Raw genomic sequence first — 12,259 nt, 5'->3', positions numbered from 1 at the left:
GCATCCCTCGCCGGGAGGGACGGCGAAGGCCCCCGGCACACAGTGCCGAGGGCCTTGGGGGAGCGCGGGTTATGCGCGGGACTTGCGGCCGGTGATCGCACCGTAGATGAGGAGGACGACGATCGCACCCACGACGGAGACGATGATGCTCACGATGTTGATGCCGTTCACGGCGTCCTGGATACCGAACAGGGTGCTGAGGAAGCCGCCGAGCAGCGCGCCCACGATGCCGAGGACGATCGTGATGATCCATCCGCCGCCCTGCTTGCCCGGGAGGATGAGCTTGGCGAGTGCCCCGGCGATGAGGCCGAGGATGATCCAGCTGATAATGCCCATGATGTTTCTCCTTCATGTCGTGCTCGATCGGCCGTTCCGATGCGAGCGACGACGCCGGTGGACCGACGTCTTCTGAGTCGTGGAAGCGGTGGTCAGCGAAGGCGGCGCTGCACCTTGTCGCGGGCCTTGCTCGCGATGGCGGTGAGCTGCTTGGCCTCGCGCTTCGAGGTCTTCTTGAGCTTCTTGCGCGTCTTCTTCGTGGCCGGGTCGTTCCACACACCGAGTGCGAGATGGCGCAGCTCTTCGTAGCGGCCGCGGCCGGCGCGGGCGCCGAACACGTAGGCGGCGAAGGCGACCAGTGCCAGCAGGACGAGGCGGGGATTCATGCGGTGACCCTTCCATCGGAGAGCACAGGGCCGTGCTCGACACCTATTTGACTCTCCTGCGCAATCCGTGACAAACCGAGGCCCGACCATTGACAGGGCCCCCCTGCATCGTGTTCCGCGTGCGCGTGTAGCCGGTTCAGCCGCAGGCCGAAGACGTCTCGGCTGCGAAGCGAGCGTGGAGGTAGCGGCCGTAGCCGCCCTCGACTCGGTTGTCGCGGCGACCGGAGGTGACGACCTCCCCGCGGTCTGTCGCTCCGACCCGCGCGCCGCTCGCACGCAGCCGTTCGACGAGCAGGACGTCCTCGTGCAGGGGCTCCTGCCCGAACCCGCCCGCGGCCAGGTACGCGCTCGCTCGGACGCCGAGGTTCGCCCCGTGGATGCTACCGATCGACTCCTCCCGCGCCCGGACCTCGCGCCAGCGCGCGTAGGCCGCGGGGGAGAGGTCGGCCGGATCGGGCCGGACCGTGCCGAGTAACGCGTCGTGCCGGCGGGCGTGCTCGACGTGGGCGGCCAGCCAGTCGCGGGGCACAACCGTGTCGGCGTCGGTGTTGGCGATCCAGACCTGCTCGGCGGGCGCGGTGACGGAGGCGAGGGCATGAGCGATCCCTGCGGAGCGGGCGGCGCCGACTCCGCAGCGAGAAAGCTCCAGCACGTCCGCCCCGGCGGAGCGAGCGCGCTGAACGGTCGCGTCCGAGCAGCCGTCCGCCGCGACGACGAGGCGCACCCCGATGCCGGGCGCCCCGTCCGCGAGGTGGGTCGTGCTCGCCTGCACCGAAGCGATCAGCTCACCGATCCGCGCTTCCTCGTCGCGCGCGGGCACGACGACCAGCACCTGCTCGAGCCGGCTCACACCAGCCCCGTCCTGCGGGCGACCGAGCGGGAGTCTCGGGCGTGCACCTCGAGGACGACGTCCTCTTCCTCGTGCCGAGCGAGGCGGTGCAGGCCCAGCGCGGCCACCGCGGCCTGCACCGCATCGCCGTCGAGCGCGAGCCCGCCGATCGGATGCCGCCAGTGCACGGTGACCAGCTCACCGGCGGGGGCGAGGGCGTCACGGATGCTGCGCAGCACGTCGGGGAGCGCGTCGCCGAGGTAGTAGCCGACCTCCGAGAGCACGACCAGGTCGAACGGACCCGCCGGGACCCCGCGGGTGATGTCGTGGCGCTCGACCCGCACGTGCTCGAGCGGAGCGAGGCGACGGGCGGCGCGCTCGACGGCGGCGGCCGAGACGTCGATCGCGAGCAGGCGGTCGGCCCGGCCCGCCAGTGCCTCGGCCAGGACGCCGATCGAGGCGCCGATCTCGAGCACGGAGGCGTAGCGCTGCTCCGGCAGGCTCGCGAGCGTCAGCGCGCGCTTGCGCTGCTCGTACCAGCGGCTGGTGTAGCCCCACGGGTCCTCGTGCCGCGCGTAGAGCTCGTCGAAGTAGCTCACGTGATCCTCACCAGTCGGTCGTCACCGGCGAAGGTGCGCAGGAAAAGCGGATGCAGAACTGCTGCGGTCCCATCGGGTGCGGGGCGCGTCTGGCTGGGGTAGCGGGAGCGGGCCCGGCGAGTGCGCTCGAGCAGCTCGTCGTCGAGGCGGAGGCGCACCAGGGCGTCCCACGGCACCTCCGGGTCCTCCGGCACGGCCCAGTGCCACAGCCAGATCGGTGCGGCGAGCAGCGGATGACCGAGCTCGTGCGCGATGTCCGCGCAGACCTCGCCGAGGATCCGGTGGTCGCGGTGCCCGTCGCCGGTCCAGGTCGAGAGCAGCAGCACGGAGCCGGGGGTGCCGCTCGCGCGCTCGCGCACCTCCCGGGCGATGCACTCGCGGTGCTCCGGAGTCGCCGAGTCCGGCACCTCGAGGAACGCGAGCCCGATATCCGGGCCGAGTTCCGCCAGCGCCGCGCGGGCCTCCCGGCGGCGCTCGGCGGCGAGGCCCGCGTCGCGGTCGCCGTGCGCCGCGGCCCCGTCGGTCGCGATGAGGACGTCGACTGCGAGGCCGAGCCGACGGGCCAGCGCGATCGTCCCGCCGCAGCCGAGGGTCTCGTCGTCGGCGTGCGCGACGACGACCAGCACTCGTCCGATTTCCTCGGGCAGGGTCAGCTCGGGGAGGCGGTCCCGTCGGCCGTCCGCGCTCCAGTGCTCGAGAGGTGTGCCCTCGAGTCGTCCGTCGAAGGGCCGGCTCACCAGTCGGCCGCCTCGCCCGAGGCGAGCACGGCGCGACCGAGGGCGGCGTCGTCGCGCTCGGCGTGGTGCTGGCGGACGTACAGCGCGAGGTCGGCGACGCGCTTGGCGTGCTCGGCGTCGAGGGCGAGCGGCGCCGGGCCGAGGGCACGCCCTGCGCGCAGCAGGATCTCCTCCACGGCCCCGGCGACGCTCGCGCGCACGCGCTGGGCGAGCAGTGAGCCCCGGGCGCCGTCGGCCTCTCCCGCGTCGATCAGCGCCGCCGCTTCATCCAGCGCTCGGCGTGCCGCCGAGAGCGCCGTGTCGATCGCACCGAGGTGCGCCAGGAGGTGCGGGTCCTCGCGCCGGGCTGCGGCGACGGTGGCGGCGACTCCGAGCGCTCCGCCGTGCCAGCAGGCGGCGACGCCGATCCCGCCCCAGGCGAAGCCGGGCCGCGAGAGGTACCAGCCGGCGGCTCCCACGGGTATCGCGCGGGCGCCGCAGAAGCGGACCGGGCCGCTGGGCACCTCCGTCAGACCGCGCGCGTGCCAGGCGCCCGCCTCCGGAACGGTGCTTTCGTCGCGTAACGCCACGGCGAAGAGCCGGCGTTCCCCGGAGGCGTCGCCCACGTGCGCCGTCACGAGCGCGGCGTCGAGGCGGTCGGCCAGCGAGCACCACGGCTTCAGGCCGTCGAGGAGCCAGTTCCCGCCGCTCCCGCGCGCGACGAGCGGATCCGCGCCGCCCTCGGCCGCGAAGACCCCCCAGGTCGCGTCCGCGGAGACGCCGAGGTCTGCGGGAGCGAGCCCTGCCTCGCCGAGAATCGCGAGAGCGTCGAGGTGCGGCTCGACGGTGCGGGCGACGCCGAGATCGTGCCGGGCCAGGCGTCGCAGCAGATCGTGCAGCTCGGCGGTGCGCCCGGTGCCGGGGCGGGGAGCGTCATCGCCGAACCCCCGCGCGTACGCGAGCGCGCTGTTCACGTCGTGCGGGAGAGAAGGAGAGGGGTGCGGATCCATCGCCTTCGAATTTACGCAGTCGATCGGGTTGCGTCCGGCGATTGTCCCCGATCCGAGGGAATGCTAGGCGTTAGAAGTCGAGGTCGTTGATCCGGTGCAGAAGGGAGGCGAAGAGTTCGACCTCGCAGAGGTCCCAGTTGCGCAGCTCCTCGTGCATCAGTGCCTGGTTGGAGCTGCGGATCTCGCGCAGGCGCTCGGCGGTCGCGGGCGTCACCGACAGAATCGTGGCGCGGCCGTCCCGCGGGTCCGGCGTGCGCGCCAGCAGGCCCAGGCGGTCCAGCGCCGTGATCTGGCGGCTGAGTGCGGATTTGTCCATCTCGAGTAGCTCAGCCAGCACGCCCGAGTGCACGGGTCCGCGGCGCTCGAGCGCTGACAGCGTCTTGTAGCCCAGCGGCGTCAGCTCGGAGTGGAGCCGCTCGGCGCAGGAGCGCATCGACGCGCGCACGCGGTTGAACAGGGTGCTGAGCTCGCCCTCGACCGAGGCGATCCCGGAGTCGACGGTACGGGCGGAATCGGGAGACGGACCGGTCATGCCTCCAGCATCCCGGACGACCGGCCTCCGCCTCGACTTGCGCCCGCGCGCCGCACTGTCGTATTCTTCCCGGAGCCAAAGACCGCCGGTTTCCGGTGTGCGCACGAGCAGGGCCCAGGCCTCGCGGATCGCCACCGGACGAAGGATTCGCGAAGCGAATGGCCCGCGCAGGTGCAAGAGTTCCGTTCCGCCTCACCGCGATCCCGAAGCTCCGTGCCCCTGTGCCGGAGCTTTTTTCTTTGCCTGCCTTCGGGCTACCGGCACGAGAATTCACAGGAGTAGCCATGGCGAACAAGGAAGCCTCGGTTGCCGAACTCACGGAGAAGTTCCAGAGCTCGACGGCCGTTCTGCTGACCGAGTACCGCGGTCTCACTGTTGCTCAGCTCAAGACGCTGCGCAAGGACATCAGTGAGCACGCAACCTACGCCGTGGTGAAGAACACGCTGACCAAGATCGCGGCGAACAACGCCGGTATCTCGTCCTTCGACGACGAGCTCGCTGGCCCCTCGGCCATCGCGTTCGTGCACGGCGACCCTGTCGCCGTCGCGAAGTCGCTGCGTGCCTTCGCCAAGGCAAACCCCCTTCTCGTGGTCAAGGGCGGTTACTTCGACGGTAACCCGCTGACCGCAGAAGAGGTGGGCAAGCTCGCCGACCTCGAGTCCCGCGAAGTTCTGCTCGGCAAGCTCGCCGGCGCCTTCAAGGCCTCGCTGTTCGGCGCCGCATATCTGTTCAACGCTCCGCTCTCGAAGGCCGTTCGCACGGTCGAGGCGCTGCGCGAGAAGCAGGAGTCCGCGAGCTGACGTCTTCCCTGTCGGGAAGCAGTGCGCGCGCGGTTCGTAGACAAAGAAAAACAAGGAGAAAAATCATGGCAAAGCTCACGCAGGACGAGCTCATCGAGGCCTTCAAGGAGCTCACGCTCATCGAGCTCTCGGAGTTCGTCAAGAAGTTCGAAGAGGTCTTCGAGGTCACCGCAGCGGCGCCCGTCGCCGTGGCCGGTGCAGCCGGACCGGCCGCCCCCGCCGAAGAGGTTGAGGAGCAGACCGAGTTCGACGTCGTGCTCGAGGGCGCCGGCGAGAAGAAGATCCAGGTCATCAAGGAGGTGCGCGCCCTCACCAGCCTCGGCCTCGGTGAGGCGAAGGCGCTCGTCGACGGCGCCCCCAAGGCTGTCCTCGAGGCCGTCAACAAGGAGGCCGCCGAGAAGGCCAAGGCTCAGCTCGAGGCCGCCGGCGCGACCGTCACCGTCAAGTAAGTTCCTTCTCCCGTCGCGGGTACCGGCTCCGGTCGGCCGCCCGCCAGGGTGACGCAGGTCCGCCTGCAGGCGCAGGGCGCCGTCTCTATCGGAGGCGGCGCCTTGCGCCATTCCCGGTCGTCGAATCCCCCGCGCCTTTAGGATTGAAGAGTGACTGCTCCCGATCTGCTCGCCGGGCTCCCCGCCCGCGACGTCCCGCCCAGCGAGGTCTCGCTCAGCGAACTGCTGAGCGACTTCGTCTCGGTGACGCACCGGATCACCCGCCTAGCCGCTCAGGCGACCGGCAACCAGGAGTCGCAGGCTGTGTGGCGCACGCTGTCGGTGCTGCTCTCGATGGGTCCGATGCGTCTGGGCGAGTTGGCCTCGCAGAGCCGCGTCTCGCAGCCCACGATGACCAAGATCGTGAAGAACCTCGTCGAGACCGGCTGGCTCGATCGGATCGCGGATCCTGTCGACGCGCGCGCGTGGCAGATCCGCCTCGCTCCCACCGGAGCCGATGCGCTGACTGCCTGGCGCACCGACCTCGGCGACGCGCTCACGCCAATCTTCTCCGATCTCACCCCGGAAGACCGCCGCGTCCTCGAGCGAGCCGTAGAGATCATGCACGATCGACTCGTCGTCGGTCCCCGCGACTGACGCCCCTCCCGCCCCAGTCCTCCGCGCGCCAGACTGGCCGGGTGCAGATGCGACTCGAGCTCGTCCCCCTTCCCGTCAACGACGTCGACCGCGCGGTGGCCTTCTATACGGAGGTCCTCGGCTTCCACCTCGACCACGACGTGCGGCCCTCCAAGGCGATGCGCGTCGTGCAGCTCACCCCTCCCGGCTCGGCCTGCTCGATCATGGTCGGCAGCGGGATGGGGCCCGGGCCCGAGGAGGGCCTCGTGCGCTCGCTGCACCTGGTCGTCGACGACATCGCTGTCGTCCGCGCGGAGCTGGCCGGCCGCTCGCTCGAGGTCAGCGAGATCCAGGATCTCGGCGGTGTGAGGTACGCGTACTTCGCCGACCCGGACGGCAACACCTGGGCACTCCAGGAGATCGGGAGCAGGACGCCGCCCGCGTGAGGTCAGACCTCGGGCCAGCGAACCCGCACGTCGACGTCGGGGTGCTTGCTCAGCCACGCTGCGATGAAGGGGCAGCGCGGGACGACTGTGTCGCCCGCCACCGTGATCGCGGTGACCGCCGCGCGCGCGAGGATGCTGCCCAGCCCCTGGCCCTCCCAGGCGTCGTCGACGACGGTGTGGGTCAGCACTACCTCGTCGCCCCGCCGGGTGTAGGCGGCGAAGCCGGCCGGAGTGCCGTCGACCTCGATCACGAAGCGGGACTGCTCGGGGTCGTCGCGGACGTGGGGGGAGCCGGAGTCGGTGTCGCTCATGCTCCGATTCTCGCTCCCCGCGGCGCCGACGTGCTCGTTCGGACCACCAGCGAGGCGGGGATGAGCGTGTGCCGAGCCGGGGGAGGAGCCTCGCCGCGGCCGAGGGCAGCCAGCGCGTCGAGCACGAGGGCGACCGCGAGCTCGCCCTGCTGGCGCGGGTCCTGGCGGATCGAGCTGAGCCCGAAGAGCTCGGCGAGGGGGTGGTCGTCGATCCCGATGACCGACACGTCCTCGGGCACCGAGAGCCCGAGCTCGCGCGCCGCGAGGACGATCCCGATCGCTATCTCGTCGGAGGCGGCGAAGATGGCGGTCGGCCGGGTCCGCGGATCGCCCAGGACCTGACGACCCGCGCGGTGTCCGCCCGGGATGTCGAAGGTGGTGTGCACCACGTCCTGCGCGCCCGGCTCGAGTCCGGCGGCGGCCAGCGCTCGGCGGAAGCCGTCGCGGCGCTGGGTGTGCACGTGGAAGTCCGTCTCCTCCTCCGCGAGCCCGCCGATGTGGACGACCCGCTCGTGGCCGAGCGAGAGCAGGTGCTCCGTCGCGAGCCGAGACGCGGCGATGTCGTCGATGCTGAAGGTGGGGATGCCGGGAAGTTCGCCGCCGATGCCGACGATGGGCTTGCCCAGGGCGAGCAGCGCCTCCGTCTCGTGCGGCGAAATCTCGAGGGTGACAGCGACGATCGCGTCGACACGCTTGCGGACGAGGTAGTACTCGAACACGCTCCGGCGGGCGTCGAGGTGTTTATCAATGTTGTAGAGCAGGAGGTCGTAGCCTGCGGCGAGTAGCGCGCGTTCGATCCCCTCGATGATCCCAGCGAAGAACCATTGGTTGATGATCGGGATGATCACGGCGATGTTGTTGCTCCGGCCTGTCACCAGGCTCGAGGCATTGGCCGAGACGACGTAGCCCAGGCTTGTGGCGGCCCGCTCGACGCGCTGCTTCGTCCCGGCCGAGACGTAGCCGCGGCCGCTGAGCGCGCGCGAGACCGTCGCTTTCGATACTCCTGCGAGCTCGGCCACCTCTTCGATGCCTGGCACGACGTTCCTCCCGACCGTCCGGCGTCGGTGCTGGAAACGGTTCCAGGAAGTTATACCCCGAGCGCGGGCTGAGCGTCGCGCCGAGAGGGGTGTCCAGCTCCGCGGGATGCCGGGATCGCCGTTCTGACGTCGAATCGTTATCTCAGAGAGCGCTCTATCACCGATGTTGTGCTTTCATCGATTGTGTGGAAAGGTTTCCCTCCGTGGGAGACCACCCCCACGAAACCGGTGATTCGCGCGGAGTTCCTCCGGGCGTCGCCATCACCAGTACCCGAGTCGACGCGGCACACGCTTCGAGCCGCCACAGCCCCCCGATCCCGTCGGCGGGGAGCGGCCCCCTCGGCTGGTCCACCACTCAATGAGGAGGAAGTATGCGGTCATCCCTGCACCGCCGTATCACCGTCCCGGTCGCCGTTCTGGCAGCGGCCGGCATCGCACTCGCGGGCTGCTCCAGCAGCAGTGACCCCAACGACCCGAACGCCGGCGGCGGCAGCTCGGCCGGCACGGTCGGCACCGCCGACGGCGTCGTCAATGTCTACGGCACCATCAACGGCGACGAGGCCACCCTTCTCGAGCAGTCCTGGGCGGACTGGGAGAAGGAGAACAACATCGAGATCAAGTACACGGGCGACAAGGAGTTCGAGAAGCAGATCGGCATCAAGGTCCAGGGTGGCGACACCCCCGATCTCGCGATCTTCCCCCAGCCGGGCCTGCTCGCCGACACCGTCGCCTCGGGCAAGGTGCAGAAGCTCCCCGAGGGCGCGCTCGCCAATGTTAAAGAGAACTGGTCCGAGGACTGGCAGAAGTACGGGCAGGTCGACGGTACCCAGTACGGTGCTCCGCTGATGGCATCGGTCAAGGGCTACATCTGGTATTCGCCGGCCAAGTTCAAGGAGTGGGGCGTCTCCGTCCCCACGACCTGGGCCGAGATGCAGGCGCTCGGCAAGACGATCGCCGAGAAGACCGGCGGCCCCTCCTGGTGCGCAGGCTTCAACTCCGGTGAGGCCTCGGGCTGGCCCGGAACCGACTGGATCGAGGACGCCGTCCTCCGCGAGGCCGGCCCGGACACGTACGACTCCTGGGTCGCCGGTGACACACAGTTCACCGACCCCGCGATCAAGTCTGCGTTCGACTCCGTCGGCTCGATCCTCCTCGACCCGACTCTCGTCAATGCCGGCTACGGCGACGTGAAGTCGATCAACTCCACCGCATTCGGCGACGTCGCGCAGAACATGGCCAACGGCACCTGTGCGCTGACCCACCAGGCCTCGTTCTTCGAGGGCTTCCTCACCTCCGCGGGCGCCAAGGTGGCCGAGGACGGCGACGTGTGGGCCTTCCTCACCCCGCCGGTCAACGCCGACGACGCCCAGGCTGTCACCGGCGGCGGCGAGATGGTGGCCGCCTTCTCGAACGACGCCGACACCGCCAAGGTGCAGGAGTACCTCTCGAGCGCCGACTGGGCCAACAGCCGTGTCAAGCTCGGCGGCGTCATCTCCGCGAACAAGGGTCTCGACCCGGCCAACGCGGGCAGCGACGTCCTGAAGGACTCCATCGCGATCCTGCAGAACCCGGACACCACGTTCCGCTTCGACGCGTCCGACCTCATGCCGAAGGCCGTCGGCTCGGACAGCTTCTTCAAGGGAATCGTCGACTGGATCGACGGCACGAGCACCGACCAGGCGCTCGAGGAGATCCAGGCCGGCTACACCTCCTAGCAGCGGAGCAGAGCCGCCGCTCCCGGGTGGCGGTTCTGCTGTGACGGCCCGGTCCCCGAGATCCACGGATCCCGGGGACCGGGTTCCTCCTGAGTCCAGAGTCGCACTCGAAAGGGCGTCCATGTCCCCCATCACTGTCTCGGGGTTCTTCCAATGGCTGGCGGGGCTCCCGCCGCTGGCGCAGATCCCGCTCATCCTCCTGGCCTTCGCGGCTGTGGTGGCGTTGATCCTCTTCTTCGTCGAGATCGCGCCCCGTCGCGGCACCGGCTACACGATCCTCCGGCTCGCGGTCACCGTGCTCCTGCCGGTGGTGCTCCTGCTGGTCTTCGGCCTGTATAACTCCGTCCTCTGGGTCGCGGTCGTCGCAGCCGTCGTCGGCGGTGCGCTGTTCCTCCTCGATTTCCGGTCCCGCAAAGGCGCGGGCTACGGACTGCAACTCATCGCCTTCATGGCGCCGGCCGCCTTCTTCATCCTGATCGGCCTGATCTACCCGACGATCACCACCGCGATGAACGCCTTCATGAAGAATGACGGGTCCGGATTCGCCGGCATCGATAACTTCATCTGGGTCTTCACCAGCCCCGATGGCCTCACCGCCTTCCTCAACACGGTGGTCTGGGTGCTCCTGGCCCCGATCACGGCGACCGCTATCGGCCTCGCCTACGCCGTCTTCATCGACAAGAGCCGCGGCGAGAAGTTCTTCAAGCTGCTGGTTTTCATGCCGATGGCGATCTCGTTCGTCGGCGCATCGATCATCTTCAAGTTCTTCTACGACGTGCGCCAGGGCGAGCAGATCGGTGTGCTCAACGGCATCCTCACCGCCTTCGGTGCCCCGCCGGTCGACTGGCTGGGACTCGAGCCGTGGAACACGCTGTTCCTCGTCATCGTGCTGATCTGGACCCAGGCCGGCTTCGCGATGACCGTGCTCTCCGCCGCGATCAAGGGCGTTCCGTCCGAGCAGCTCGAAGCAGCCTCACTCGACGGCACCAGCGCCTGGCAGTCCTTCTGGAACGTCACCGTTCCGGGCATCCGCTCGTCGATCGTGGTCGTTCTCACGACGATCTCGATCGCGTCGCTGAAGGTCTTCGACATCGTCTCGGCGATGACCGGCGGCCGCTCCGACACCACGGTCCTCGCCTTCGAGATGGTCCGACAGTTCCAGCTCGGCGCCCGCAGCGGCTACAGCGCGGCCCTCGCCGTCATCCTGTTCCTGCTGGTGCTCCCGATCGTCGTCTACAACGCCCGCCAGCTCGCTAAGCAGAGGGAGATCCGATGAGCGTCACGCCCACTCCGATTCAAGTCCCGGTCGACCGCACCACCGAACGCGCGCTCGCCCGCGGCGAATCGAGGATCGAGGCGGCCAGCGGCAAGGTCAAGAAGGCGACCACATCCCGCGGAGCCACGCTCGCCGCGCTGATCATCGCCGTCATCTGGACTGTCCCGACCCTCGGCCTGTTCATCTCGTCGTTCCGCCCCGCGAACGACATCAAGACGACCGGCTGGTGGACGATCTTCGCCAACCCCGGCTTCACGCTCGACAACTACGCGAATGCCCTCAACTCGGGCGACAGCCTGACGCTGGGCAAGGCGTTCGTGAACTCGCTCGTCATCACGCTGCCCGCGGCTCTGATCCCGATCACGATCGCGAGCCTCGCGGCCTACGCGTTCGCCTGGATCGACTTCAAGGGCCGCAACACGCTCTTCGTGCTCGTCTTCTCGCTCCAGATCGTGCCGATTCAAATGGCACTCGTGCCGCTGCTCCAACTGTTCTCGGACGGCCTGCGCATCGGCGGGCTCTATATCCTCCCCGGTCTCGGAGTGAACGGGTTGGACGGCTCCTACGCCAAAGTGTGGATTGCGCACACGATCTTCGCCCTCCCGCTCGCGATCTTCATGCTCCACAACTTTATTTCCGAGATCCCGGGCGAAGTGATCGAAGCGGCCCGCGTGGACGGCGCCGGCCACGGGCAAATCTTCTTCCGCATCGTGCTGCCGCTCGCCGTTCCCGCGATCGCCTCCTTCGGAATCTTCCAGTTCCTCTGGGTCTGGAACGACCTGCTGGTCGCGACTGTCTTCACCTCCGGACAGGGATTGCCCATTACGAAGGCGCTGCAAGATCTCACCGGCTCCTACGGCCAGTCGTGGGAATTGCTGACCGCCGGGGCGTTCATCTCGATCATCGTGCCGCTCATCGTGTTCTTCTCTCTCCAGAGGTTCTTTGTCCGCGGCCTCCTCGCCGGCGCCACCAAGGGCTGACGGCCCGCGGGGGTGCCGTGGGCGGCGTTGTCGTCGTCGGCGGTAGCTCCGCTACAGCTCTCCTCCTCCGCCTTGCCCACGTCGCCCCCGCGGGCCGTCGGTAGTGCATGGAGGGGTGGGGTGCACGAACGAAGGCTCGGGTTCTGCTGCGCAGGGCCCGGGCCTTCGTTGTGTGGTGGCGCCTGTCGCGGCCGCCAAGAGAGGGGAGGGGTTCCTCCGGTGGTCGAGTAGGCGCGGGACGCGGTGTATCGAGACGCGGCGGCTGAGCGGGCGGGCGGGAGG

The 12,259-nt window shown here is 69.2% G+C and carries 16 protein-coding genes; 7 read left to right on the top strand and 9 right to left on the bottom strand.

Annotated features, from left to right (window positions below):
• Positions 1–69: 69 nt before the first annotated feature.
• The 7 genes from C5D07_RS00080 to C5D07_RS00050 form a co-directional block, all read right to left on the bottom strand.
• Positions 70–336: a GlsB/YeaQ/YmgE family stress response membrane protein gene (locus tag C5D07_RS00080; RefSeq protein ID WP_068255196.1), complete on the bottom strand. Its 267-nt coding sequence runs from the start codon at positions 334–336 to the stop codon at positions 70–72.
• A gap of 92 nt (positions 337–428) precedes the next feature.
• A complete protein-coding gene (locus C5D07_RS00075; RefSeq protein WP_068255193.1) occupies positions 429–662 on the bottom strand; it encodes a hypothetical protein in 234 nt (77 codons plus the stop codon).
• 136 nt (positions 663–798) lie between these two features.
• On the bottom strand, positions 799–1,512 hold the full coding sequence (locus tag C5D07_RS00070; RefSeq protein WP_104258326.1) for a glycosyltransferase family 2 protein: 714 nt from the start codon (positions 1,510–1,512) through the stop codon (positions 799–801).
• Complete coding sequence (locus C5D07_RS00065; protein ID WP_068255190.1) at positions 1,509–2,090, bottom strand: class I SAM-dependent DNA methyltransferase; 582 nt, start codon at positions 2,088–2,090, stop codon at positions 1,509–1,511. Before C5D07_RS00065 ends, C5D07_RS00070 begins: the two co-directional genes overlap by 4 nt.
• Positions 2,087–2,827 carry a PIG-L deacetylase family protein gene (locus C5D07_RS00060; RefSeq protein ID WP_170063464.1) on the bottom strand — a complete coding sequence of 247 codons (741 nt, stop codon included), beginning with the start codon at positions 2,825–2,827 and terminating at the stop codon, positions 2,087–2,089. Before C5D07_RS00060 ends, C5D07_RS00065 begins: the two co-directional genes overlap by 4 nt.
• Positions 2,824–3,816 carry an acyl-CoA dehydrogenase family protein gene (locus tag C5D07_RS00055; RefSeq protein WP_104258324.1) on the bottom strand — a complete coding sequence of 331 codons (993 nt, stop codon included), beginning with the start codon at positions 3,814–3,816 and terminating at the stop codon, positions 2,824–2,826. The genes C5D07_RS00060 and C5D07_RS00055 overlap by 4 nt, the downstream gene beginning before the upstream one ends.
• Positions 3,817–3,886: 70 nt before the next feature.
• On the bottom strand, positions 3,887–4,348 hold the full coding sequence (locus C5D07_RS00050) for a MarR family winged helix-turn-helix transcriptional regulator (RefSeq protein WP_104258323.1): 462 nt from the start codon (positions 4,346–4,348) through the stop codon (positions 3,887–3,889).
• Positions 4,349–4,632: 284 nt separating this feature from the next.
• Here C5D07_RS00050 and rplJ point away from each other — a divergent pair, with 284 nt between their 5' ends.
• From rplJ to C5D07_RS00030, 4 genes are all read left to right on the top strand, one after another.
• The gene (gene rplJ / locus C5D07_RS00045; protein WP_055791018.1) at positions 4,633–5,148 is read left to right on the top strand and encodes a 50S ribosomal protein L10; all 516 of its coding nucleotides are present in this window, start codon (positions 4,633–4,635) and stop codon (positions 5,146–5,148) included.
• A 65-nt stretch (positions 5,149–5,213) separates the two neighbouring features.
• Entirely contained in the window at positions 5,214–5,597 is a 384-nt protein-coding gene (rplL, locus tag C5D07_RS00040; RefSeq protein ID WP_068255182.1) for a 50S ribosomal protein L7/L12, read from the top strand.
• Positions 5,598–5,747: 150 nt separating this feature from the next.
• A complete protein-coding gene (locus C5D07_RS00035) occupies positions 5,748–6,233 on the top strand; it encodes a MarR family winged helix-turn-helix transcriptional regulator (protein ID WP_237358183.1) in 486 nt (161 codons plus the stop codon).
• A 41-nt stretch (positions 6,234–6,274) separates the two neighbouring features.
• Complete coding sequence (locus C5D07_RS00030; protein ID WP_181026360.1) at positions 6,275–6,658, top strand: VOC family protein; 384 nt, start codon at positions 6,275–6,277, stop codon at positions 6,656–6,658.
• A gap of 2 nt (positions 6,659–6,660) precedes the next feature.
• Here the strand turns inward: C5D07_RS00030 and C5D07_RS00025 are convergent, their stop codons facing one another.
• Both C5D07_RS00025 and C5D07_RS00020 read right to left on the bottom strand, forming a co-directional pair.
• Positions 6,661–6,969 carry a GNAT family N-acetyltransferase gene (locus C5D07_RS00025; RefSeq protein ID WP_068255180.1) on the bottom strand — a complete coding sequence of 103 codons (309 nt, stop codon included), beginning with the start codon at positions 6,967–6,969 and terminating at the stop codon, positions 6,661–6,663.
• Positions 6,966–8,006, bottom strand: coding sequence for a LacI family DNA-binding transcriptional regulator (locus C5D07_RS00020; protein ID WP_104258322.1), 1,041 nt, complete (start codon positions 8,004–8,006; stop codon positions 6,966–6,968). The genes C5D07_RS00025 and C5D07_RS00020 overlap by 4 nt, the downstream gene beginning before the upstream one ends.
• Positions 8,007–8,377: 371 nt before the next feature.
• Here C5D07_RS00020 and C5D07_RS00015 point away from each other — a divergent pair, with 371 nt between their 5' ends.
• The 3 genes from C5D07_RS00015 (at position 8,378) to C5D07_RS00005 (ending at position 11,977) form a co-directional block, all read left to right on the top strand.
• Positions 8,378–9,721 carry an ABC transporter substrate-binding protein gene (locus C5D07_RS00015; RefSeq protein WP_104258321.1) on the top strand — a complete coding sequence of 448 codons (1,344 nt, stop codon included), beginning with the start codon at positions 8,378–8,380 and terminating at the stop codon, positions 9,719–9,721.
• A 121-nt stretch (positions 9,722–9,842) separates the two neighbouring features.
• Entirely contained in the window at positions 9,843–10,997 is a 1,155-nt protein-coding gene (locus C5D07_RS00010; RefSeq protein ID WP_068255174.1) for a carbohydrate ABC transporter permease, read from the top strand.
• Positions 10,994–11,977 carry a carbohydrate ABC transporter permease gene (locus tag C5D07_RS00005; protein WP_068255172.1) on the top strand — a complete coding sequence of 328 codons (984 nt, stop codon included), beginning with the start codon at positions 10,994–10,996 and terminating at the stop codon, positions 11,975–11,977. The genes C5D07_RS00010 and C5D07_RS00005 overlap by 4 nt, the downstream gene beginning before the upstream one ends.
• Positions 11,978–12,259: the final 282 nt, after the last annotated feature.

Origin of the sequence: Rathayibacter tritici (assembly GCF_002932875.1) — a bacterium.
GTDB classification, from domain to species: domain Bacteria; phylum Actinomycetota; class Actinomycetes; order Actinomycetales; family Microbacteriaceae; genus Rathayibacter; species Rathayibacter tritici.
Note: the sequence above shows the minus strand (reverse complement) of the source record. Positions and strands in the feature narration are given on the sequence as shown.